This is a genomic window from Klebsiella sp. 2-CIP_Kleb., assembly GCF_050378715.1.
In the GTDB taxonomy this organism is placed as follows: Bacteria; Pseudomonadota; Gammaproteobacteria; order Enterobacterales; family Enterobacteriaceae; genus Klebsiella; species Klebsiella quasipneumoniae.
This window is the reverse complement of the sequence record NZ_JBNRLG010000001.1, coordinates 1,043,164-1,066,616: the sequence shown is the minus strand read 5'-3', so window position 1 is coordinate 1,066,616 and position 23,453 is coordinate 1,043,164. Positions and strand designations below refer to the sequence as shown.

Below are 23,453 nucleotides of genomic sequence, written 5' to 3'. Positions count from 1 at the left end.
ACGCTGGGGTAACACCCCATCGTCACGTCTTTGTGCTATTTACTCCCCTGGCCGTATACACCGCTTCCCATCCCCCCTTGTAGGGTGTAGAAAATGAAGGGAGGGGCCTTAGTTTCAGCGCAGCGAACTGGGAAAAGGCAAGTCTTCAGGCTAATAAATGCGACAGCTACGATATTTTATACATATAAATAAGATTTATGTGTTAGTTTTCTGTATTTATAATAATGATTATCAATCAGGAGTTATTTGCACAGCTATGAGGGACAATGATTTTTTCAGCTGGCGGCGGGATATGCTGCATCAATTTCAGTCCATGGCCGCCGCTCAGGAGGTTTATAATCTCCTGCAACGAGAAACAGAAACGCTGGAATATGATTTCTATACGCTTTGTGTGCGTCACCCGGTGCCTTTCACCCGCCCCCGCGTCACGTTTCAGTCGACCTATCCCCGCGCATGGATGTCTCATTACCAGGCAGAGAATTATTTCGCCATAGATCCCGTATTACGCCCGGAGAATTTTATGCGTGGCCATCTGCCGTGGGAGGATGGGCTGTTTCGCGATGCGCAGGCGTTATGGGACGGCGCGCGCGACCATGGTCTGCAAAAAGGGGTGACACAGTGCCTGACGTTGCCGAATCATGCTCAGGGTTTTCTCTCCGTCTCCGCGAACAACCGTTTGCCGAACGCTTATGCTGAAGATGAGCTGGAGCTGCGCTTGCGAACGCTGACGGAGCTGAGCCTGCTGACGCTCTTGCGTCTTGAAGATGAGATGGTGATGCCGCCGGAGATGAAATTCAGCCGGCGCGAACTGGAGATCCTCAAATGGACCGCGGAAGGAAAGACCTCTGCGGAGGTGGCGATGATTCTCTCGATTTCGGAAAATACGGTCAATTTCCATCAGAAGAATATGCAACGGAAATTTAACGCGCCGAATAAAACGCAAATTGCCTGTTACGCTGTGGCGACAGGGTTAATCTGAAGGCGCCTGCCGTTCTGCGTGCCAGACGTGATACCGGCTGTCAGTCATACTTTCAGCCGGTACAGGATTACTGCCGATAAGCTTGTTTAATTTGCTTAACGGTGCTGGAGAATACGGCGGCCTGAGCCTCATCTTCCATCTGCGCGATCTGCTTTTCCATTTTAATAATCACGCGACCCGCATCTGCCTGGCCCATCGCCTGCAGCATCAGCGTCATCATCGCTTTCAGGCAGGAGACTTCCTGCGCCAGTTCCTGATTATTTTCTGCAGTGGAAAAATCTGGTGTGCTCATCGATATCCTCGTTTACTCGCTGCGCTATTGCGCTCTACTCAATGTGAAGGCCGCGCAGTATACCACAAGCGACAGAAAAAAAAGGAGTGCTTAATTTCTGTTCTCTCATCTGAGCTGTGAATGGTTTTATGCTTCAGATAAGACGTAATAGCCATCGTCAGGCCAATAATTGCCACTATCTATTTAGTACGTTAATAATTGTTACATATTTAGCTTCGTATTTATGCGCTACGTAATCTGTTGTGTTTTTTGTGCCTTCTGTATGGGGATTGTTAAAAAATAAGACTCGTGCAACCGACTGTTCGCAATGACTTTCCACTGAGTGTGCACAGACATTGCCATAAATGAGAGCCAAATCGAGGCGAGGGCATTTTTTTGCCTTTTAAAATAGCAATAAAACCCGGTAATATGTGGGAGATAAAGTATCAGTAGCGTTATCCCTCATTCTGGAGATTATTCCTTTGATCAACGTTCTTCTTGTTGATGACCACGAACTGGTGCGCGCAGGGATACGACGCATTCTGGAAGATATAAAAGGGATTAAAGTCGCTGGCGAAGCCTGCTGCGGCGAAGACGCCGTCAAGTGGTGCCGGGCTAATTCCGCCGATGTCGTCCTGATGGACATGAACATGCCCGGGATCGGGGGTCTGGAAGCGACGCGCAAAATTGCGCGCTCGGTAGCGGGCACGAAAGTGATCATGTTGACCGTGCATACTGAGAATCCCTTACCTGCCAAGGTCATGCAGGCGGGGGCGGCAGGCTATCTCAGTAAGGGCGCCGCGCCACAGGAAGTGGTGAATGCGATTCGCTGCGTCGCGTCAGGGCAACGTTATATTGCCTCTGATATTGCTCAGCAAATGGCGTTAAGTCAGATTGAACCGGAAAAAACAGAATCGCCGTTTGCCAGTTTGTCTGAACGCGAATTGCAGATTATGCTGATGATCACCAAAGGTCAGAAGGTGAATGAGATCTCAGAGCAGCTGAATCTGAGTCCTAAAACGGTTAACAGCTATCGCTATCGGATGTTCAGCAAATTGAACATTCATGGCGATGTCGAGCTGACCCACCTGGCAATTCGCCATGGCCTGTGTAATGCGGAGTCGTTAGCAAGCCAGTGAGTGATGTTTTTGACGCAAAAGCTTTCCTGAAAACGGTAACTAGCCAGCCCGGTGTGTATCGGATGTATGATGCTGGCGGAACCGTCATCTATGTTGGCAAAGCCAAAGATTTGAAAAAGCGGCTCAGCAGCTACTTCCGCAGCAACCTCGCGTCGCGTAAAACGGAAGCGCTGGTGGCGCTGATCGCGCAAATCGACGTGACCGTCACCCATACCGAGACGGAAGCGCTGCTGCTTGAGCACAACTATATCAAGCTGTACCAGCCGCGGTACAACGTGCTGTTGCGCGACGATAAGTCGTATCCTTTTATTTTCCTCAGTGGCGATACCCATCCGCGTCTGGCGATGCATCGTGGCGCCAAACATGCGAAGGGCGAGTATTTTGGTCCTTTTCCCAACGGCTATGCCGTGCGCGAGACCCTGGCGCTGCTGCAGAAGATCTTTCCCATCCGTCAGTGTGAAAACAGCGTCTACCGCAATCGCTCCCGTCCCTGTCTACAGTATCAGATTGGCCGCTGCCTCGGGCCGTGCGTGGCGGGGCTGGTCAGTGAAGACGAGTATGCTCAGCAGGTGGAGTATGTGCGGCTGTTTCTTGCCGGCAAAGATGACCAGGTGCTGACTCAGCTCATCGCGCGGATGGAGAAGGCGAGCCAGAACCTTGAGTTTGAAGAGGCGGCGCGCATTCGCGACCAGATTCAGGCCGTCCGCCGCGTGACGGAGAAACAGTTTGTCTCTAACACCGGCGACGATCTTGACGTGATCGGGGTTGCCTTCGATGCCGGCATGGCTTGCGTCCATGTACTGTTTATCCGCCAGGGTAAAGTACTGGGCAGCCGCAGCTACTTCCCGAAAGTGCCGGGCGGTACCGAGCTGGGCGAGGTCGTCGAGACCTTTGTCGGCCAGTTCTATCTGCAGGGCAGCCAGATGCGCACGCTGCCGGGGGAAATTTTGCTCGACTTTAACCTCGGAGATAAGACGCTGCTGGCCGAGTCGCTGTCAGAACTGGCGGGGCGTCGAATCCATGTGCAGACCAGGCCGCGCGGCGACCGGGCGCGTTATCTTAAGCTGGCGCGCACCAATGCCGCGACGGCGTTAACCACCAAATTGTCTCAGCAATCGACCATTCATCAGCGTCTGCAGGCGCTGGCCTCCGTGCTGGAGCTGCCGGCGGTGAAGCGGATGGAGTGCTTTGATATCAGCCACACCATGGGCGAACAGACCGTCGCCTCCTGCGTGGTATTTGACAGCAATGGTCCGCTGCGCGCGGAGTACCGGCGATATAATATCGCCGGCATCACCCCGGGCGATGACTACGCGGCGATGAATCAGGTCCTGCGCCGTCGCTATGGCAAAGCGATTGATGACAACAAGATTCCGGATGTGATCCTGATAGACGGCGGCAAGGGGCAGCTGGCGCAGGCGAAAGCGGTGTTTGCGGAGCTGGACGTCCCCTGGGATAAACATCATCCGCTGCTGCTGGGCGTGGCGAAAGGTAGCGATCGTAAAGCCGGCCTGGAAACGTTATTCTTTGAGCCGGAAGGCGAGGGGTTTAGCCTGCCGCCGGATTCGCCGGCTCTGCACGTGATCCAGCATATCCGCGATGAATCGCATGATCATGCAATCTCCGGCCATCGCAAAAAACGGGCGAAAGTGAAGAACACCAGCTCGCTTGAGACTATCGAGGGGGTGGGGCCGAAGCGTCGCCAGATGCTGCTGAAGTACATGGGGGGACTGCAGGGGCTGCAGCAGGCCAGCGTCGAAGAAATTGCCAAAGTACCGGGCATCTCTCACGCTCTGGCAGAAAAGATCTTCTACTCGTTGAAACATTAGGGGCTCTGTAGCAACATAGGGCTAATTTTTACTTACAACAGATAGTTACCCGTCACTATGCAATTTAATATCCCTACGTTGCTTACTCTGTTCCGCGTCATCCTGATCCCGTTCTTTGTGCTGGCGTTTTATCTGCCCTTTAGCTGGGCGCCGTTTGCCTGTGCGCTGATTTTCTTTGTTGCCGCTGTGACCGACTGGTTTGATGGTTTCCTCGCCCGTCGCTGGAACCAGAGTACCCGGTTCGGCGCCTTCCTCGATCCGGTGGCCGATAAAGTCATGGTGGCTATCGCCATGGTGCTGGTCGCTGAGCACTATCACACCTGGTGGGTTACGCTGCCGGCGGCGACGATGATTGCCCGGGAAATTATTATCTCCGCGCTGCGCGAGTGGATGGCGGAGTTGGGAAAACGCAGCAGCGTGGCGGTCTCGTGGATTGGCAAAGTAAAAACCACCGCGCAGATGACCGCCCTGGTGTGGATGCTGTGGCGTCCTTATCCGTGGGTGGAATGGGCAGGGATCGCGCTTTTCCTCGTGGCGGCGGTGCTGACGTTGTGGTCGATGCTGCAATATTTGAACGCGGCGCGCGGCGATTTGCTTGATCAGTGATCGTTTCGCCGTTATTTTCAGCAAACGATGCAAAGTTGCGAAAAATACCGTTGACTCACCGCGAGAGATAAGTAGAATGCAACGCATCGAACGGCGGCACAGTCTTCCAGACGATAACAAAATCAAGTGATTAGCAAATAACTTGATGATGCGGGAATAGCTCAGTTGGTAGAGCACGACCTTGCCAAGGTCGGGGTCGCGAGTTCGAGTCTCGTTTCCCGCTCCAAATTAATAGCATCGGCATAGGCGGGTGCTTCAGTATCAAAGGCGCGTTAGCAAAGCGGTTATGTAGCGGATTGCAAATCCGTCTAGTCCGGTTCGACTCCGGAACGCGCCTCCACTTTATATCCCGAGCCCGGATGGTGGAATCGGTAGACACAAGGGATTTAAAATCCCTCGGCGTTCGCGCTGTGTGGGTTCAAGTCCCACTCCGGGTACCATTGGGATAAAAGCAGAATAATCAAAGCAATAAGCAGTGTCGTGAAACCACCTACGGGTGGTTTTTTTGTTTTTAAATCCCTCTTCATCACGACATGTCATCCTGTTTCTCTTGTCCATCTTGCGCTACACCCGAATTATTGTCACTGGCTAAGCCTGCGCCTGATGATACGGGATGGCGTTCTGACTCCGGGCAAGGAGAAGCTTGAAGTCAAGGTCTGTGACCGGCACAGACTTCTGGCGTAAAGGCTTACCGTAGCGAAGCAGGTCCGAGTCGCGGTGGTTAATCGGCTTAACGGGTGGGTGATAAGGCGTTCGGGACGATCTCGCTCCCCCAGGCCAGCAGGGAGGAAGCGAGTGGGTACAAGACGAGACAGCGGACCGGCGTTGAAACCGTCTCTATAGTTCGAGGTTGAAAGAAAGTACTGTCGATATAAATACCATCTCATCCGTAAGCGAGGGGAATTTGCCGGTAAATATTTCTTCAGACTCCGGGGTAAAACGATATAGCGAATAATTGTCCCCAGGAGCGATGCTCTCCAGTTGAATATGAGAGGGTTTCCGCAGTGAAAAAGCTAACAGATAGAAGTTCGTCGTATGCTGAGCAAGTTCGGCGACTAATGCCGGGGGCACCTTTACAAGATTGATCTCTTCTCTGCAGCAAATGACAAAAAGCTTGCCATCCGCGCTTTTTAATATGTTCCTGAACCTCTTTACTGCCCGGACGTAATACGCCTAAACGGTTCGAGGGATCGCGATGGGTGAAAATCGTCCCACAGGCAATCGATGACCATCGCGGGGCAGGAAAAAATCCAGTCAAAAGGCAGAGAGGTGTTTTCAGATTGAATTTTTTCAGTGTCCGCGATGTTAAACAATGGCTTCCTGGCGACACAATGTGCTTTACAGCCAACCGCTCTTGAGTCTCCGTCCCTGATACACAATGTGGCGGGAGACACATATTCTCGAATGCCATTCTGGATGTTGTTAATCCCATGAACTCGTCACTGTTTATCAGCGATGCGTTAAGAAGTTGCGCTGATTCTGCAAGCGGCTTGTCAGAAGTTGCGTGATAATAGTTTTCAGGACCGTCAGGATCTCCAGGTCGACCCAGTAATATTTTATACGTTGACTTTATTAATCATATTTTTAGATATTTTTCCTGGTTGTCATCTGCCATTTTTTATCCATTTGAAGCCGTAGTGGTACCTTATTTAATTGCTGCTTATATATAACAACATCAATCATGCGGTCTTATGGCAAATTGATTTAAGATTGGCAATGCAGCAAAAATAGCGACTGCAGGGAACGGCGTCGTTGAATATCCTCGGCAGAAACTGGTGGCTATCGATGCCTGGGCTGACAGCGGCAATATCGCGAATAGGATCGCCACGTAGTGGAGAACCACTCCATTGTCACCGGCAATCGCTCATTTGTCCCAGGACAAAACGATCTCTCCCTGCTACTATCGTCCGGACACTTCTCCCAGCCTGCCGGAGGTATCATGTTCACAGGGCTTTGCGCATTTCCGTTAACGCCGCTGCATAAGCAAAATATCGATGAAAAAGCGTTTATTCGTATTCTTGCTCGTCTTACCGATGCGGGAGTCGACTCCCTGGGCATCTTAGGTTCAACCGGCAGCTACGCTTATCTCAGTCGTGAGCAGCGCAAGCGGGTCGTGCAGGTGGCGAAGGCGCATGCCGGGTCGACCCCGATGATGGTCGGCGTCGGCGCCATCGCCACCAGCGAGGTGCTGCGGCTGGTGGAAGATGCCCAGCAGGCCGGGGCGGATGCATTGCTCCTGCCGATGATGTCCTATCAGCCGCTGTTTGCGGAGGAGATCTATGCTTTTTACGAGGAGGTCTGCCGGCATGCCTCGGTGCCGGTTTGCCTGTATGACAATCCCCGTACCACCCATGTGACGTTATCGGATGAGCTGCAGGGGCGCATTGCCGCCTTACCGGCCATCGCCTCGATTAAAATTCCCGGTCTGCCCGCGCCACAGGCCAGCGAACGGGTGGCGGCGCTGCGTCGTCATCTGCCTTGCGGCGTCACGCTTGGCGTGAGCGGTGACGTCCGGGCGACAGCGGGCTTGCAGGCCGGCTGTGAGGTCTGGTACTCGGTCTGCGGCGGACTCTTTCCCCAGATCTCACTGGCGCTGGTAAAAGCCATCCGTCACGGCGACGCGGAACAGGTGGCGGCGCTGAATAAGCAACTGGCGCCCCTCTGGCGGTGCTTTGACCGCTACGGCGGCAGCCTGCGGGTGATCGCCGCCGCTGCGGCCATCCTGGGATTGTGCGACCCTGACTCGCTTCCCCGCCCCTTGCTGCCGTTAGGGGAGGAGGCCTGTCGCGACGTGGCGGCGGCGCTACAAGGGCTGGCCTGATTGTGTCGGGTCGGCGCAGGCGCAATGGGCGCAGCCGGGTGGCTTTCTGCCGGCATTTCGGCTACTGTAGGCCCGATTTTTACCATGCGAGCCTGTGAATGAATACCGGACCCTTAAACGAAAACGAACTGGAATGGCTGGACGAGACGCTGGCGAAATACGCCACCGAAGGCGCTATTCTGGATGTCTCTGAACTGGATGGCCTGCTGACGGCGATCCTCTCGGCGCCCACCGCTATTGAACCCGCCCAGTGGCTGTTGGCGATCTGGGGTGGCGCAGATAACGTGCCACGCTGGGCCAACGACCGCGAGCGCGATCGCTTTGTCAATCTGACGCTGCAGCATATGAGCGATATCGCCGAACGACTTGAGTCTTATCCCGATCAGTTCGAACCGCTGTTCGGCACCCGCGAAGCGGAAGGTCAGGAGCTGACCATCGTTGAAGAGTGGTGTTTTGGCTATCTGCGCGGCGTGGCGCTGAGCGACTGGTCGACGCTGCCCGCTGAACTTCAGCCTGAGCTGGAGGCGATTGCGCTTCACGGTAGCGAAGAACAGTTTTCCGCGCTGGATAATCTGACGGCGGATGAATTTATCGCCAGTATCGAGCGTATCACCCCGGCGGCGCTGGCGCTTTACCAGTACTGGATGGCGAATCCGCAGCCGGAGGTGGTCCCGCAGCCGGTAAGAAATGAGACGAAAGTCGGACGTAACGATCCCTGCCCGTGCGGCAGCGGTAAAAAGTATAAGCAGTGTTGCTTAGCGAAATGAAAAAGGGGCCGGCTGGCCCCTTCTTTTATCCCACCGCCGGTAACAGCCCGGCGACGATGCAGAACTGGATCGCCACGATGCCGATCCCGCACAGCAGGACCAGCCACAGCGCCGGGGCGCCGCCGGCCACCCGCCAGGCGGCCTGCGGATGCAGTCGGCGACTCTTCATGACCAGCATGGCCGGTAACATCAGGGCCAGAACGGCCAACGCCACCCCGGCGTAGCCCAGGGCCATGACGAAGCCGCGGGGATAGAACAGGGCGAACGCCAGCGGCGGCAAAAAGGTGATCATCCCGCTCTGCAGACGCCCGCTGACGTTGTTTTTGCGCTGAAACATATCGGCCAGATAATCAAACAGCCCGAGCGAGACGCCGAGGAAGGAGGTCGCCAGCGCAAGGTCGGCAAACAGGTGTACTGCCAGCTCCACGTGCGGTGACGCTACCACTTCGCGGATCGCCTCCAGCAGACCGTTCAGACCGGCATGTTGCGCCAGCAGGGCGGTAAAGGCCGGGGCGTCGATACTGCCCAGCGTCGCCAGCTGCCAGAAAATATAGGCCACCAGCGGAATAAAACTGCCGATAATAAACACCCGGCGCAGTTTACGGATATCGCCCCCCAGATAGCTGACGATGCTCGGCACGCTGCCGTGAAAGCCGAAGGAGGTAAAGATCACCGGAATGGCCGACAGCGCCAGGCCTTGCTCAACCGGCAGCGTGAGGAGATTCACCTGATGAATGTGCGGCATCAGCAGGGCCAGCATAATCACCAGGAAGACGATTTTGGCGCTAAACAGGAAGCGATTGAACAGGTCGACCAGCGCGGTGCCAATGCACACCACCGCCCCGCCGAGCAGGGTGAAGATCAGTACGCCTGCGGCCGGCGGCAGCTGCCAGTCCAGCCACTGGTTGAGGCTGGAAGCGAGTAATTCGCCGGCGCCACTGATGTAGGCCGCCGTGAGGGCGTATAACAGAAACAGCATGCACAACCCGGTGATCCACTGTCCGTAACGGCCCAGATAGCGCGCCGCCAGAGAACCGAGCCCCATATCGGCAGGGACATGCTGGTAGACTTCCAGCAGCAAAAGGGCGGTATAGCACATCAATGCCCACAGGGTGAAAAGTAAACCCAGCGTGACGGTAAACCCGACGCCTGCGGCGGCCAATGGCATTGCCAACATTCCTGCACCGATTGTGGTGCCGGCTACGATTAAAATACTGCCCAGAGTGCGGTTCTTCACGCTTTTCGCTATCCCTACAGCAAATCACAATAATTTATGCCGCGCAGAGTAGGGGATATTGCGTCTTTCGTCAAATCAGGGTTACAAGCAGTGTAATCAAAACTTTACGAATTCGAAAGGGCGAAAGCCTGCGCTGGCGCAAGGCGCGGGCCGCCGGTCTGGCCTAAGCTGACGTTTTTTTCCGGAGGGGTTATGTCTTCTATACATGGTCATGAAGTGCTGCAGATGATGCTGGCGTCGGGGGAGTGCTGGACGGCAGCTTCGCTGGAGGCGGCCATACACCGTCGCTTTGGCGCAGAGGCGCGCTTTCACACCTGTTCGGCGGAAAATCTGAGCGCTGCGGAGCTGGTGGCGTTTTTAGAGCAAAAAGGTAAATTTATTGCCAGAGCGACAGGGTTTACCACCGCAGAAAATAAGATTTGCCAGCATTAAAAATGCCGCGACGGAGAAGCGTCGCGGCGCGAGCAATTAATTCTGCGTATCGAGAGTGGCCAGCTCTTTGTCGATAAAGTACAGACCTTCACCGCTTTTCCCGGCGAGGGTCAGTTTGTCAATTACCGATTTAAATAATTTCTCTTCTTCATGCTGTTCGGCGACATACCACTGCAGGAAATTAAAGGTCGGGTAATCCTGACTGATCATAGCCGCGTGCGCCAGTTCATTAATTTTTTGCGTGATCAGCTGCTCGTGCTCATAGGTCTGGCGGAACAGTTCATCCAGTGACGCATACTCGGCAAACGGGGAGGCGATGGCGTTGATGCGCGGCAGGCTGCCGGTGTCGGTCAGGTAGTCGAACAGGCGCTGCATATGGGTCATCTCTTCCTGGGCATGGCGGCGCAGGAAGGCCGCAGCCCCTTCAAAACTATGGTAACTGCACCAGGCGCTCATTTGCTGATAAAGAAGAGAAGAATAAAGTTCAAGATTCATCTGTTCATTCAGTTTGTCGATCATTTCCGTTTTCAGCATCGTCGCGCTCCTGGAATTAAAAAATAGATGTTATCGGCTGCCACTATAATTTGTTATTTAATTATTTGCAAAAAGTAAATTTAAAAAGGATTTATTTAAAATGCTAATGGGAATAACACGCATTGGCAATTTAATAATAAATGAGAATGGTTTTAATTTATTATTAGTTTTTTGCGGAGGCGAAACGACGCCCTCTGCGGGTTGCCTGGTGGGGAGCGCCATGCGGAGTGGTCCTGATGAGGGGCGACACGGTAACCTGAGCGGCAGAGGCGGTGAAAGTGTGAAGCGCTGCGTAATTTTTAAAACAACTTTTCATAAAATTTGAAAGTTTGTTTTCCAGGTAGTAGAGTGCAGTCAACGCCAATGACATTCTGCGGGCAGGCCCGCACAGCATTCAGGAGAGTAAACCATGAAGATTGCACTGATGATGGAGAACAGCCAGGCGAACAAAAACGCCATCATCCTCAAGGAGCTTAACGCGGTTGCCGACGAAAAAGGATTTCCGGTCTTTAACGTCGGTATGAGCGATGAGAACGATCATCATCTGACCTATATTCACCTCGGGATCATGGCCAGCATCCTGCTGAATTCGAAGGCGGTTGACTTCGTGGTCACCGGCTGCGGTACCGGCCAGGGAGCGCTGATGTCGCTGAACATCCATCCTGGCGTGGTCTGCGGCTACTGTATCGACCCGGCGGACGCGTTCCTGTTTGCCCAGATCAACAACGGTAACGCGCTGTCGCTGCCGTTTGCCAAAGGTTTCGGGTGGGGCGCCGAGCTGAATGTGCGCTTTATCTTTGAAAAAGCCTTTACCGGTCGTAACGGGGAAGGCTACCCGCCGGAGCGCAAAGAACCGCAGGTGCGTAATGCCGGGATCCTCAACCAGGTCAAAGCGGCGGTAGTCAAAGAAAATTATCTCGACACCCTGCGCGCCATCGATCCGGAGCTGGTGAAAACTGCGGTCTCTGGCCCTCGCTTCCAGCAATGCTTCTTCGAAAACTGCCAGGATAAAGCGATCGAAGCGTTCGTCCGTCAGATCGTCGGGTAATCGTTATCAGGGCCAGCGCCGCTGGCCCTTCCATCATTCAGGTTTTCTTCGCCGACACGCTGCTGCCTGCCGTTTTAGCCAGATGCAGGCTGTCGATCATCCCCACCAAACAGATCACCGCGATAAACACAAATGCCAGGCGAAAGCTGATCCCCGGCACGGCGGAAAGGTGCAGCCAGTCGCCGACCTGTTCCCCCAGGCGAATGCCGATCGCCCCAAGCGTGATCCCCAGCCCAACCGCCAGCTGCGACGCGGTACTGAACAGGGTATTGGCATCGCTCATCTGCGCGGCGGGGACATCGGCAAAGGCCAGCGTGCTCACGCCCGTGAACTGAACAGAGCGAAACACCCCGCCGAGATAAAGGATCAGCATGATCGCCCAGACCGGGGTTTGCGGCGTGAGCAGCGCGCATGCCAGCAGCGAACAGACGTTCAGCGCGCCGTTGATCAACAGCAGGCGACGAAAGCCCAGCCAGCGGATCAGCGGCGTGGTGGCGGGTTTAATGGTTAAATTGCCGACAAATACCGCCAGCACCAGCAGGCCGGAGTGAAAGGGATCCATACCGAACCCCACCTGGAACAGCAGGGGGAGCAGAAAGGGCACCGCGCTGATGGAGGCCCGGAACAGCGAGCCGCCGTACATCGTCACCCGGAACGTCGGCACCTGCAGGGCGTCGAGACGAACCATAGGCGCCGCCGCCCGGCGGAAATGACGAATGGAATATAACAGACAGCCGAAGCCCAGCGCCGCGAGGGCCAGCGTGGGCCAGATCTCCGGCTGGCGAGCGCCGAGCCGTTCCATCGCGGTGACCAGGCTAACCATCGCCACCGCGGTCGTGATAAATCCTGTCATATCGAAGGCGCGCCGCTCCGTTTCGCGGATATCAGGAATGATGCGCAGCGACAGGATAATCGCCGCAACGCCCAGCGGGACATTGATAAAGAAGATCCAGTGCCAGCTGGCGTAGCGGGTAATAAAGCCTCCCAAAGGCGGGCCGATAATGGGGGCCACCAGCGCAGGCCAGGTGAGGGTGGCGATGGCTTTAATCAGCAGGTGTTTCGGCGTGGTGCGCAGTACCGCCAGACGGCCGACGGGGACCATCAGCGCGCCGCCAATTCCCTGCAGGATACGCATGGCGACAAAGGTATGCACGTCGCTGGAGAGGCCGCAAAAGATCGAGGCAAGGGTAAAAATGGCCAGAGCGAGGGTGAAGATAGCCCGGGCGCCGAAGCGATCGGCGATCCAGCCGCTGGCCGGGATCAGCACCGCGAGGGTTATCAGATAGGCGCTGATGCCGATATTAAGCTCGACGGCGGTGACGCCAAAATCTCTCGCCATGTCGGGCAGGGCGGTAGCGATCACCGTCCCGTCGAGAAACTCCATAAAAAAGGCGCCAGCCACCAGCAGCGCCGGGGCTGAAAAGGCACGTTCGTTACCGGAAGAGATCGCGGTGTTCATGTTGTCGCTGCCATCAAGAGGATCCTCGGCAAAGCGGCAGCAGAGGCGCCGCCAGCCACTCGGGTGGTGAAAAAAACCTGCCGCGGCAGGTTTTATTATCGTTATCGATTTAGGGTACTATTACGCTCCTGAAAAAAGGAGTAATTAATGTCTCAACATCTTACCGAACACGACGAGCTGGTTTCCGATGTGGTTGCCTGCCAGCTGGTTATCAAGCAGATCCTCGACGTGATTGACGTCATCGCGCCGGTGGAAGTGCGTGAAAAAATGACCAGTCAGCTGAAAGCCATCGACTTCGCCAGTCACCCGGCTTCTGCCGACCCGGTGACGCTTCGCGCGGTGCAAAAAGCGATTGCCCTGATTGAGCTGAAGTTTACCCCGCAGGAAGAAACGCATTAATAACCGGCCCCGCGGATTACCGCCGGGGCCTTTTTCTTTAATGAGAAACCACGGTCTGCACTGGCGCAGGCTCAGCGGTTTTAAACAATTTGCTGTTGCCCCAGCACTCTTCGTAGCGATGGCCAACCAGATCCTCAACGATTGCCCGCACCTCCGGCGCAATATCACTGATTTTACCGCCAGCTTTAATCCGCGCGACTTCCTGCAGAACCACCAGATGGGCTTTACGGTCCAGTTTCATCTGCTTACTGAAGACGATGGCGGCCAGGGCTAAGGCGACGACACCGACGCAGAATACCACCGCGATGGCGGTCACGGCGCTTTCCGGTTGGCTGTGCGCTTTTGACTGGAAACCGTAAAAGCTCAGGATGGCCCCCATCGAAAACACCACAATCGAGCGCAGAATTTTCCCTGAGAAGGTCATGGCGCCAGCATAGATGCCTTCCCGGCGGCGTCCGGTGTAGATTTCGTCGACATCGGCGAGGAAGGTGTAAACGGTCCAGGGAATATAGTAAACCCCGCCGGTCCCCAGGCCGAACAGCACGGTAATACCGAACATCAGCACTGTCGCCAGGCCTGACGGCAGATGGAAGAACCACAGCGAGGTATACAGCAGGACTGCGAAAATCACGATCCCCAGCGCGAGGATATAGGGTTTGCTAAAGCCCTTTTTCACACACAGGCCGATAAACAGCGCGGTGGAGATCAGCTGCAGAATCGAGTTCAGGCTGTTCAGCCCGGCCACCATTGCCGGATCGTGCTGCAGAACGAATATCACGAAATAGGTGAAGATGGAGGCAAACAGCCATTCCGCGCCAAACCCGCACAGGTACATACCGAGATGTTTGCGGAACACGCGCAGATAAAAGGTGGAACGCATGTCTTTCGCCAGCGACAGCAGGGTGCTCAGCAGCCCCTTTTTCGCGCTGGTATCCACGGCTTCCGCACGCTCGCGCTCCCAGCTGCACAGCCACAGGCAGGTAATCGCGACGATCAGGATCGCGCCATAGGTCAGCCCGGTGAGGAAGAAAGGGGTGGCGGAATCTTTGCCGTACAGCAGAATGAACTGTCCGGGAATAAACGCGGCGAGGAAGTTGGCCAGCTTGCCGAAGATGGCTTTATAGCCGGTGAGCTTTGAGCGTAGCGAGAAATCATCGGTCATCTCTGTCGCCAGCGTCTCATAGGGCACCATGATGGAGGTATAGATGATCTCAAACACCACATAGGTACACAGGTAGTACCAGAAACTCAGGCCCTCTACCCATAGCAGCGGGTAGAACAGCATCAGAGGAATGCCGATCAGCAAAAAGAAGCGCCGACGGCCAAAGCGCTTGCCTAACCGCGTTTTGCCAAAATTATCCGTCAGATAGCCCATCAGCGGGTTGCTGATGGCGTCGATGATGCTGGCGACGGAGAAGATAAATGAGGCCTCGATCAGCGTCAGGCCGCAAAAGGTCGTATAAAAATAGAGTAGCCATGCTCCGCTTATCGCCAGTGCGCCACTCCCTAACAGGTTACCGCCGCCGTAGGCTAACTGATGGCGTAACAAGATCGGTCTTCCCTGCAGCCCTTCAGAGGCTGAAGCCGTGTATCTAGCCATAAAAAATAAACCTCGTGTTTTATATTTTTGAAACAGTGTTTTTATATTTCTTTATGACTCAACAAAAAGTGACCGCGCTCACTAATCCCCCCTAAGGGGTAACGGTGACGAGGGAATGGGATCGAGTTAAAACTTTTTTATTCGTTTGAGGAATAAATAGCAGGGGAGAATAGCAAGAACGGATTAATAAACAGGGCGGGGCAGCGCGAACGCGCTCCCCCTGACCGGGCGAGAAAGGCCCGGCGCGTCTGATTAGTGGGGTTTCTGTGACGCGCCGACGAGGGCCATCAGACGGCGATCGGTCTGTTCCATACCTATCCCGGCTTTGTCGGCATTGCGAATTTCCTCGAGCACGCTTTGCAGCAGCAGCCCATCCTGCTGCTGCTCTTCCGCCAGGCGGGTCAGAAAACGCCAGGTGTTGTCATCGCTCTGCGCTTTGGCTTCCTCGGCGAGACCGCTCAGCATACTGCTCCGCTGGCGGTAATCGACCAGGGTTTGGGTAAAGAGATCTTCCAGCGAGGTACATTCGGGATTACAGGCGCGGTCGGGATTGACTATCGGCCAGCTGCCGGCTTTTTTCAGATAGTCAAATACGCGCATGGTGAGGGTGATGCTGCATTGCGCGCGGTTGCGCAGAAATGTCGCGGCGCCGTCGAAGCGATGCCGGGCACACCACTCGCTTAAGTTCAGGTAAACGTTAGAGGCGTGGAACTCAAGGTTCATCTGGGTGTTTAGCTTTTGTGCCATTCCTGGAACTGCCATAAAAATATCCTTATTAACCGGGAAGGGGTTACTGGTGCGCGTCAACGGTTCCTGGAGCAAACAACAGGATAAAAGAGTGACGCGCTGCACTGTTGCAGAATAATAAAACTCTACACATTCCGTATGAGTCGGGTAATTTTTCCACTTGCCGACAATTTAAGAATACTCGCTGAATGCGATTAAGAAAACTCTCAAGATGGATAATTTACGTTTTGTTACACCATTATTCCTGCATGACGACATGCAGTGGGATTGCGGCTCAGGCTGGGGCGTGGGTGCGGTGTGTCAGGTATAAGTTATAGATATTTGACTACGAGATTCATCGTATAACTCAAAGCTATAAGTTATTTCAGAGGGCAATGTTTCGTTGTGATGATAATTATTTTTATTTTTTGTTGCAGGCTTTTCTATGCAGCGGGAATATCTTTTATCAATTCGGAATAAATTACGCAAAAGATCCGTTTTATCGCGATATAAAACGGCCGACGCTGGACTGGCGGCGCGCGTCCGTTGCTCAACAGCGCCGGCGGGCAGTCGACCGCCGCTGCGACCCCCTTAGCCGCTGGTTATAACAGTGCCGTAACCCTCTGTTAAACACCCACTGACATCACAAGGATAAGCCTGCTGGTGGTATAGATGATCCTGCTATTCACTGGTTAAATTGTATGACAATTATGTCTTTTTTTATGTCTTTTTTTGCTAAATCTATGTACGCAATTACTGTAATTCCGCGATGTGATAATGCTCTCGTATGGAGAAATAATTTCCGGGTATTACTACTCTAACAACGGCAGTAGGGGATGCGATTTTTCTAATGCCTTGTTTTGATGCTGATAAAAAAGTTAATTCCGATTTTTCCCTACATGAAAGCGAATTAAAGCTGGAGTTTACCATGCACAAATTTACTAAAGCGCTGGCGGCCATTGGTCTCGCAGCGGTTATGTCACAATCAGCTATGGCGGAAAACCTTAAATTGGGTTTTCTGGTGAAACAGCCGGAAGAGCCATGGTTCCAGACCGAGTGGAAATTTGCTGATAAAGCAGGAAAAGATTTAGGCTTTGATGTCATTAAAATAGCGGTACCGGATGGTGAGAAAACCCTGAACGCCATCGATAGCCTGGCGGCCAGCGGCGCGAAGGGCTTTGTCATCTGTACCCCCGATCCTAAGCTCGGCTCGGCGATAGTCGCTAAAGCACGCGGCTATGACATGAAGGTGATTACCGTCGATGACCAGTTCGTCAACGCCAAAGGTAAACCGATGGAGAGCGTGCCGCTGGTGATGATGGCGGCCAGCGAAATTGGCGCCCGCCAGGGACAGGAGCTGTATAAAGAAATGCAGAAACGCGGCTGGGATGTCAAAGACACTGCGGTGATGGCCATCACCGCCGATGAGCTGGACACCGCCCGTCGTCGCACCACCGGCTCCATCGATGCCATGAAGGCGGCCGGCTTCCCGGAAGCGCAAATCTACCGCGTTCCGACAAAATCTAACGATATCCCGGGGGCGTTTGACGCCGGTAACTCAATGCTGGTCCAGCACCCGCAGGTGAAACACTGGCTGATCGTTGGGATGAACGATAACACTGTGCTTGGCGGCGTGCGTGCCACAGAAGGGCAGGGCTTTAAAGCGCCGGATGTGATTGGTATTGGCATCAACGGCGTGGATGCCGTCAACGAACTGTCGAAGGCGCAGCCGACCGGCTTCTATGGCTCCCTGCTGCCAAGCCCGGACATCCATGGCTATAAAACCAGTGAAATGCTCTACAACTGGGTTACCAAGGGCGTTGAGCCGCCGAAGTTCACTGCGGTGACCGATGTGGTGCTGATTACCCGCGATAACTTCAAAGAAGAGCTGGCGAAAAAAGGGCTGTAACAGCCCGGTTGAACTGGCCCCCGCCGCGGCGGGGGCTGAGTGCAGAAGAGCGGAGTCGTTATGCAACAGTCTACCCCTTATCTCTCATTTCGCGGCATCACCATGACGTTCCCTGGCGTAAAGGCCTTGTCCGATATCAGTTTTGACTGCTACCCAGGACAGATCCACGCGCTGATGGGCGAAAATGGCGCAGGCAAATCGACGCTGTTGAAAATTCTCAGCGGTAACTACACCCCCACCGCTGGCCACCTGCAGATCGGCGGCCAGCAGATGGCGTTCACTAATACGATGGCGGCGCTCAACGCCGGCGTGGCGATTATCTATCAGGAGCTGCATCTGATCCCGGAGATGACCGTCGCCGAAAATATCTATCTTGGCCAGCTGCCGCACAAAGGCGGCATCGTCAACCGCTCGCTGCTCAACTATGAGGCCCGTCTGCAGCTGGAGCATCTGGGGCTGGATATCGACCCGGAGACGCCGCTGAAGTATCTCTCTATAGGCCAGTGGCAGATGGTGGAGATTGCCAAAGCGCTGGCGCGTAATGCCAAGATTATCGCCTTCGATGAACCGACCAGCTCGCTCTCCGCCCGGGAGATCGACAATCTGTTTCGCGTTATCCGCGAGCTACGGGAGGAGGGGCGGGTCATCATCTATGTCTCACACCGGATGGAAGAAATTTTTGCCCTCAGCGATGCCATCACCGTCTTTAAGGATGGTCGCTACGTCTGCACCTTTGACGATATGTCGAGCGTCAGCCACGACGCGCTGGTCCAGGCGATGGTCGGGCGCAATCTGGGTGATATTTACGGCTGGAAACCTCGTCCCTATGGCGAAGAGCGGCTGCGTCTGGAGGAGGTCAAAGCCCCGGGCGTGCGCACGCCGGTCAGCCTCTCGGTGCGCAGTGGCGAAATCGTCGGCCTGTTCGGGCTGGTGGGCGCCGGGCGCAGCGAACTGATGAAAGGTCTGTTCGGCGGGACGCGGATCACCGGCGGTCAGGTGTATATCGATGGCCAGCCCGTCGACATCCGCAAACCGGCCCAGGCCATCCAGGCCGGGATGATGCTGTGTCCGGAAGATCGTAAAGCGGAGGGGATTATTCCGGTTCACTCCGTGCGCGACAATATCAATATCAGCGCCCGGCGCAAGCATATCCACGCCGGCTGCCTGATCAACAACGCCTGGGAGGCGGACAACGCCGATCAGCATATCCAGTCGCTGAACATTAAAACGCCGGGCCCGGAACAGCTGATCATGAACCTGTCTGGCGGCAACCAGCAGAAAGCGATCCTTGGCCGCTGGCTGTCGGAAGAGATGAAGGTGATCCTGCTTGATGAGCCCACCCGCGGCATCGATGTCGGCGCCAAACATGAAATTTACAACGTGATATATGGCCTCGCCGCCACCGGTGTCGCCGTGGTATTTGCCTCCAGCGACCTGCCGGAAGTGCTGGGCGTCGCCGACCGCATCGTGGTGATGCGTGAAGGGCAAGTCGCCGGCGAACTGCTGCATGAAGAAGCCAATGAACAGCAGGCGTTAAGCCTTGCGATGCCAAAAGTGAGTCAGGCTGTCGCCTGAGTAAGGAGTAAATGATGTCATCAGTGACTACGTCCGGCGCTACCCGCTCTGCCTTTAGCTTCGCCCGTATCTGGGATCAGTTTGGCATGTTGGTGGTGTTTGCGGTGCTGTTTATCGGCTGCGTAATTTTTGTGCCTAACTTTGCCTCATTCGTCAACATGAAGGGGTTGGGGCTGGCGATCTCGATGTCCGGGATGGTGGCCTGCGGCATGCTCTTCTGCCTGGCCTCCGGCGATTTCGACCTGTCGGTGGCGTCGGTTATCGCCTGTGCCGGGGTCACTACCGCGGTGGTGATTAACCTGAGCGAAAGCCTGTGGCTGGGGATTGCCGCCGGTCTGCTGCTGGGGGCGGTCAGTGGCCTGGTCAACGGCTTTGTCATTGCCCGTCTGAAGATAAACGCCCTGATCACCACGCTGGCCACTATGCAGATTGTCCGCGGCCTGGCCTACATTATCTCCGACGGTAAAGCGGTGGGGATCGAAGATGAGCGCTTCTTCACCCTCGGTTACGCCAACTGGTTTGGTCTGCCGGCACCGATCTGGCTGACGGTCGCTTGCCTGGTGGTTTTCGGATTATTACTAAACAAAACCACCTTTGGCCGTAATACGCTGGCTATAGGCGGCAATGAAGAGGCGGCGCGTCTGGCCGGTGTTCCGGTGGTGCGCACCAAGATTATTATCTTTGTGCTCTCCGGTCTGGTGTCGGCCGCGGCGGGGATTATCCTGGCGTCGCGAATGACAAGCGGCCAGCCGATGACTTCGATTGGCTATGAGCTGATTGTTATTTCGGCCTGTGTGCTGGGCGGGGTGTCGCTGAAGGGCGGGATCGGCAAGATCTCCTACGTGGTGGCCGGGATCCTGATCCTCGGGACCGTGGAAAATGCGATGAACCTGCTTAACATCTCGCCGTTCTCGCAATACGTCGTGCGCGGGGTCATCCTGCTGGCGGCGGTGATCTTTGACCGTTACAAACAAAAAGCCAAACGTGCGGCCTGATTTCAGGCATAACTTTTAAGTCTACAGAGTAATTGCCGCCAGCGCCCGTTTCGCTGGCGGTATCTATCAAAAATGGCGAGGTTGGTCACACTGTCTATACTTACATGGCTAACATATAATTAACAACCAGCTTCGGCTGGCCATGATAAGGAGGAAACAGGGTGGATAACCAGATATCTGTACCGCCTGCGCTAACCGGAAACTACGCTTTTTTCTTTGACCTCGACGGTACTCTTGCCGATATCCAGCCGCACCCCGATCAGGTGGTGATACCCGACAACACGCTGCAGGCGCTCAACGCGCTGGCCCGGCAGCAGGGCGGGGCGGTGGCATTGATTTCAGGGCGCTCAATGGCTGAACTTGACGCGCTGACCCATCCCTGGCGGCTACCGCTGGCCGGCGTTCACGGGGCCGAGCGCCGTGATATCAATGGTAAAACCTATATTGTCTCTCTGCCGTCGGCCCTGCGGGATGAAATCGCGGCTGAGCTGAGCTCGGCACTGCAGGCGCTCCCCGGGTGCGAGCTGGAGAGTAAAGAGATGGCCTTCGCGCTGCACTACCGTCAGGCCCCGCAGCAGCAGACCGCGGTGCTGGAGCTGGCGCAGCGCATTGTTCAGCGCTACCCGCTGCTGGCGCTGCAGCTTGGCAAGTGCGTGGTGGAGATTAAACCCCGCGGTGTCAACAAAGGGGAGGCGATCACTGCCTTCATGCAGGAAGCGCCGTTTGCCGGTCGCGAACCGGTTTTTGTCGGCGATGATTTGACCGACGAGGCGGGATTCAGCGTGGTGAATCAACTGCAGGGAATGTCGATAAAAGTTGGCGCCGGGGAAACTCAGGCGCACTGGCGGTTGGCGGATGCCGCCGCCGTAAGGACGTGGTTGCAACATCTGGCGTATGACGCGCAAACCGAAAGGAGGGATGACCATGAGTCGTTTAGTCGTAGTCTCTAACCGTATCGCCTTACCGGACGATAAAAAATCGAGCGCTGGCGGTCTGGCCGTCGGCATCCTGGGGGCACTGAAAGCGGCAGGGGGTCTGTGGTTTGGCTGGAGCGGCGAAATTGGCGATGACCAGCAGCCGCTGAAGCAGGTCTCCCGAGGAAATATTTCATGGGCATCGTTCAACCTTAACGAACGTGACCATGATGAATACTACAACCAGTTCTCTAACGCCGTGCTGTGGCCGGCCTTCCACTATCGTCTTGATCTGGTCAGCTTCCAGCGCGAAGCCTGGGAGGGATATCAGCGAGTTAACGCCATGCTGGCGGACAAGCTTCTACCGCTGATCGAGCCAGATGATACGTTGTGGATCCATGATTACCATCTGCTGCCCTTCGCCAGCGAACTGCGCAAGCGCGGGGTCAACAACCGCATCGGCTTCTTCTTGCATATTCCTTTCCCGACGCCGGAGATTTTTAATGCGCTACCGCCGCACGCTGAGCTGCTGGAGCAACTGTGCGACTACGATCTGTTGGGCTTCCAGACTGAAAGCGACAGAACCGCCTTTCTCGACAGCATTGCCATGCAGACCCGACTCTCCGACCTCGGAGACAAACGCTATCAGGCGTGGGGTAAAGCGTTTAGCACCGAGGTTTATCCGATAGGGATCGATCCGGACGAGATTACGCGCAACGCCAAAGGTCCGCTGCCGCCGAAGCTGGTCCAGCTGAAAAACGAGCTCAAAAACGTGAAGAATATCTTCTCAGTGGAGCGCCTTGACTACTCGAAAGGGTTGCCGGAGCGGTTCCTCGCCTATGAGACGCTGCTCGAAAAGTATCCTCAGCATCACGGTAAGATCCGTTATACCCAGATCGCGCCGACGTCCCGCGGCGATGTGCAGGCCTATCAGGATATCCGCCACCAGCTGGAAACCGCAGCCGGACGCATCAATGGCCAGTTCGGCCAGCTTGGCTGGACTCCGCTTTACTATCTGAACCAGCATTTTGACCGTAAGCTGCTGATGAAGGTCTTCCGCTACTCTGACGTTGGGCTGGTGACGCCGCTGCGCGATGGCATGAACCTGGTGGCGAAGGAATACGTGGCGGCGCAAGATCCGGATAACCCTGGCGTACTGGTCCTGTCGCAGTTTGCCGGCGCGGCGCAAGAGCTGAACAGCGCCCTGATCGTCAATCCCTACGATCGCGACGAGGTTGCTGCCGCGCTGGATCGCGCCCTAAGCATGCCGCTGGCGGAACGTATTGCCCGTCATTCCGCGATGCTGGATGTGATCAGAGAGAATGATATTCATAACTGGCAGGCGCGCTTTGTCGACGATCTGCAGCATATTTCGCCGCGCAGCGAGGAGAGCCGCCTGCGGGGGAAGATAGCCACGTTCCCTAAACTGGCCTAGTTCAGGAAAAGGGCTAACCGGCGTTAGCCCTTTTCAAGGGAAACCAGCAGGACATCGACGCCGCAGCTGCCGACGATATTTTTCGCCGAGCAGGTGGCGCGCGAAAAAAGGGAATGATTATGATTGCCGCAGATCACCAGATCGACCTGGTGTGACCGGCAGAAGTCCTTAATATGATGGCCCAGTTCGCCGCAGGCGATGGTCATTTTTTCTATCGGGTAGTCCGCGTGACGCGCCAGCTCGTTGAGAAAATCACGCGTCTCTTCCTGCATCACCTCGCGCAGATTTTCCATCATCGGCGCGGCGAACTGGTTATACAGCTCCGGATCCGTGGCGAGGGTGATAAAGCTCACTTTCGCGTTCACGGGGCGGGCAATTGACACCGCTTTTTTAATTAATACCTGACTCTCCGGCGTTGGCGCGACGGCAACCAGCAGATGTGAATAAGGCATCTGGCCTCCTTGAGATACGCGGAATAACCCTTTCTTTCTTTACTCCTGTTTACCCTGCTACGCAAGGGCCGCTCCCGTGATTTGCGACGCTCTTCGCCAGTCCGTGTTTCCCCGACAAGATCACATAAATGAACCTAATTTTTTATTTAAAAGAAATGCTGTTTTATAAATGAGTGAAGTTGAGACATCGTCTCTTTGTCATTTTGCCATCGGCGGTTCTTCCGTGGCAAAAACACAAAGGTAACGTCGTTTCACTGCTTTTAGTGTAGCCAGGTACCCACTCCCTTCCGGTGGCAAATCCGGAAAGATTGTCGGCGTTCTCTTAA

At 55.1% G+C, this 23,453-nt stretch carries 22 protein-coding genes, 3 tRNA genes and 1 pseudogene; 18 read left to right on the top strand and 8 right to left on the bottom strand.

Annotated features, from left to right (window positions below):
- Positions 1-256: 256 nt before the first annotated feature.
- Positions 257-979 (top strand): transcriptional regulator SdiA, encoded by a 723-nt coding sequence (gene sdiA / locus ACQUTP_RS05315; protein ID WP_004203458.1) that lies wholly within the window; start codon positions 257-259, stop codon positions 977-979.
- 67 nt (positions 980-1,046) lie between these two features.
- On the opposite strand, the gene ACQUTP_RS05310 is transcribed toward sdiA, so the two are convergent.
- Positions 1,047-1,271 carry a DUF2594 family protein gene (locus tag ACQUTP_RS05310; protein ID WP_004203457.1) on the bottom strand — a complete coding sequence of 75 codons (225 nt, stop codon included), beginning with the start codon at positions 1,269-1,271 and terminating at the stop codon, positions 1,047-1,049.
- Positions 1,272-1,732: 461 nt separating this feature from the next.
- On the opposite strand from ACQUTP_RS05310, the gene uvrY reads away from it, so the two are divergent.
- The 8 genes from uvrY to ACQUTP_RS05270 all read left to right on the top strand — a co-directional run bounded on the left by uvrY (position 1,733) and on the right by ACQUTP_RS05270 (position 8,412).
- Positions 1,733-2,389: a UvrY/SirA/GacA family response regulator transcription factor gene (gene uvrY, locus ACQUTP_RS05305; protein WP_002911539.1), complete on the top strand. Its 657-nt coding sequence runs from the start codon at positions 1,733-1,735 to the stop codon at positions 2,387-2,389.
- Entirely contained in the window at positions 2,386-4,218 is a 1,833-nt protein-coding gene (uvrC, locus tag ACQUTP_RS05300) for an excinuclease ABC subunit UvrC (RefSeq protein ID WP_004203456.1), read from the top strand. The genes uvrY and uvrC overlap by 4 nt, the downstream gene beginning before the upstream one ends.
- Positions 4,219-4,275: 57 nt before the next feature.
- Positions 4,276-4,824 (top strand): CDP-diacylglycerol--glycerol-3-phosphate 3-phosphatidyltransferase, encoded by a 549-nt coding sequence (gene pgsA / locus ACQUTP_RS05295; RefSeq protein ID WP_004141115.1) that lies wholly within the window; start codon positions 4,276-4,278, stop codon positions 4,822-4,824.
- 150 nt (positions 4,825-4,974) lie between these two features.
- Positions 4,975-5,050: transfer RNA gene (locus tag ACQUTP_RS05290), tRNA-Gly, on the top strand.
- Positions 5,051-5,090: 40 nt separating this feature from the next.
- Positions 5,091-5,164, top strand: a tRNA-Cys gene (locus ACQUTP_RS05285).
- A gap of 13 nt (positions 5,165-5,177) precedes the next feature.
- Positions 5,178-5,264 (top strand) — tRNA-Leu (locus tag ACQUTP_RS05280).
- Positions 5,265-6,763: 1,499 nt separating this feature from the next.
- Positions 6,764-7,645, top strand: coding sequence for a dihydrodipicolinate synthase family protein (locus ACQUTP_RS05275; RefSeq protein WP_285755005.1), 882 nt, complete (start codon positions 6,764-6,766; stop codon positions 7,643-7,645).
- 98 nt (positions 7,646-7,743) lie between these two features.
- A complete protein-coding gene (locus ACQUTP_RS05270; RefSeq protein WP_004203454.1) occupies positions 7,744-8,412 on the top strand; it encodes a YecA family protein in 669 nt (222 codons plus the stop codon).
- Between the two features lie 25 nt (positions 8,413-8,437).
- Here ACQUTP_RS05270 and tyrP read toward each other — a convergent pair whose 3' ends face one another.
- Entirely contained in the window at positions 8,438-9,649 is a 1,212-nt protein-coding gene (tyrP, locus tag ACQUTP_RS05265; protein WP_004203453.1) for a tyrosine transporter TyrP, read from the bottom strand.
- 192 nt (positions 9,650-9,841) lie between these two features.
- On the opposite strand from tyrP, the gene ACQUTP_RS05260 reads away from it, so the two are divergent.
- The gene (locus tag ACQUTP_RS05260) at positions 9,842-10,081 is read left to right on the top strand and encodes a YecH family metal-binding protein (protein ID WP_004203452.1); all 240 of its coding nucleotides are present in this window, start codon (positions 9,842-9,844) and stop codon (positions 10,079-10,081) included.
- Between the two features lie 36 nt (positions 10,082-10,117).
- Here ACQUTP_RS05260 and ftnA read toward each other — a convergent pair whose 3' ends face one another.
- Positions 10,118-10,615, bottom strand: a complete 498-nt coding sequence (gene ftnA, locus ACQUTP_RS05255) for a non-heme ferritin (protein ID WP_205437261.1) — start codon at positions 10,613-10,615, stop codon at positions 10,118-10,120.
- 57 nt (positions 10,616-10,672) lie between these two features.
- Positions 10,673-10,837: a hypothetical protein gene (locus ACQUTP_RS05250; RefSeq protein WP_032447041.1), complete on the bottom strand. Its 165-nt coding sequence runs from the start codon at positions 10,835-10,837 to the stop codon at positions 10,673-10,675.
- 187 nt (positions 10,838-11,024) lie between these two features.
- Here ACQUTP_RS05250 and ACQUTP_RS05245 point away from each other — a divergent pair, with 187 nt between their 5' ends.
- Positions 11,025-11,663, top strand: coding sequence for an RpiB/LacA/LacB family sugar-phosphate isomerase (locus ACQUTP_RS05245; protein ID WP_004203450.1), 639 nt, complete (start codon positions 11,025-11,027; stop codon positions 11,661-11,663).
- Positions 11,664-11,700: 37 nt separating this feature from the next.
- On the opposite strand, the gene ACQUTP_RS05240 is transcribed toward ACQUTP_RS05245, so the two are convergent.
- Entirely contained in the window at positions 11,701-13,122 is a 1,422-nt protein-coding gene (locus ACQUTP_RS05240; protein ID WP_017900231.1) for an MFS transporter, read from the bottom strand.
- Between the two features lie 147 nt (positions 13,123-13,269).
- Here ACQUTP_RS05240 and ACQUTP_RS05235 point away from each other — a divergent pair, with 147 nt between their 5' ends.
- Positions 13,270-13,521: a DUF2766 family protein gene (locus tag ACQUTP_RS05235; protein WP_004203448.1), complete on the top strand. Its 252-nt coding sequence runs from the start codon at positions 13,270-13,272 to the stop codon at positions 13,519-13,521.
- 37 nt (positions 13,522-13,558) lie between these two features.
- Here ACQUTP_RS05235 and ACQUTP_RS05230 read toward each other — a convergent pair whose 3' ends face one another.
- Complete coding sequence (locus ACQUTP_RS05230) at positions 13,559-15,070, bottom strand: MFS transporter (RefSeq protein WP_004203444.1); 1,512 nt, start codon at positions 15,068-15,070, stop codon at positions 13,559-13,561.
- 65 nt (positions 15,071-15,135) lie between these two features.
- Between ACQUTP_RS05230 and ACQUTP_RS05225 the strand changes: the two are divergent.
- Positions 15,136-15,213, top strand: a pseudogene (locus tag ACQUTP_RS05225) (succinate dehydrogenase); the annotation flags it as partial.
- A 160-nt stretch (positions 15,214-15,373) separates the two neighbouring features.
- Here the strand turns inward: ACQUTP_RS05225 and ACQUTP_RS05220 are convergent.
- Entirely contained in the window at positions 15,374-15,883 is a 510-nt protein-coding gene (locus tag ACQUTP_RS05220; RefSeq protein ID WP_032453399.1) for a non-heme ferritin-like protein, read from the bottom strand.
- Between the two features lie 892 nt (positions 15,884-16,775).
- Between ACQUTP_RS05220 and ACQUTP_RS05215 the strand changes: the two genes are divergently transcribed.
- The 5 genes from ACQUTP_RS05215 to otsA all read left to right on the top strand — a co-directional run bounded on the left by ACQUTP_RS05215 (position 16,776) and on the right by otsA (position 22,675).
- Complete coding sequence (locus ACQUTP_RS05215; RefSeq protein WP_285755004.1) at positions 16,776-17,756, top strand: arabinose ABC transporter substrate-binding protein; 981 nt, start codon at positions 16,776-16,778, stop codon at positions 17,754-17,756.
- 60 nt (positions 17,757-17,816) lie between these two features.
- Positions 17,817-19,331 (top strand): L-arabinose ABC transporter ATP-binding protein AraG, encoded by a 1,515-nt coding sequence (gene araG, locus ACQUTP_RS05210; protein ID WP_205608470.1) that lies wholly within the window; start codon positions 17,817-17,819, stop codon positions 19,329-19,331.
- A 14-nt stretch (positions 19,332-19,345) separates the two neighbouring features.
- Positions 19,346-20,326: an L-arabinose ABC transporter permease AraH gene (gene araH, locus ACQUTP_RS05205; RefSeq protein WP_004203438.1), complete on the top strand. Its 981-nt coding sequence runs from the start codon at positions 19,346-19,348 to the stop codon at positions 20,324-20,326.
- 161 nt (positions 20,327-20,487) lie between these two features.
- Positions 20,488-21,276 (top strand): trehalose-phosphatase, encoded by a 789-nt coding sequence (gene otsB / locus ACQUTP_RS05200; RefSeq protein WP_004203436.1) that lies wholly within the window; start codon positions 20,488-20,490, stop codon positions 21,274-21,276.
- Positions 21,251-22,675 (top strand): alpha,alpha-trehalose-phosphate synthase, encoded by a 1,425-nt coding sequence (gene otsA, locus ACQUTP_RS05195; protein ID WP_004203435.1) that lies wholly within the window; start codon positions 21,251-21,253, stop codon positions 22,673-22,675. The genes otsB and otsA overlap by 26 nt, the downstream gene beginning before the upstream one ends.
- 23 nt (positions 22,676-22,698) lie before the next feature.
- Here otsA and uspC read toward each other — a convergent pair whose 3' ends face one another.
- Positions 22,699-23,127: a universal stress protein UspC gene (uspC, locus tag ACQUTP_RS05190; RefSeq protein WP_004203433.1), complete on the bottom strand. Its 429-nt coding sequence runs from the start codon at positions 23,125-23,127 to the stop codon at positions 22,699-22,701.
- Between the last annotated feature and the right edge of the window lie 326 nt (positions 23,128-23,453).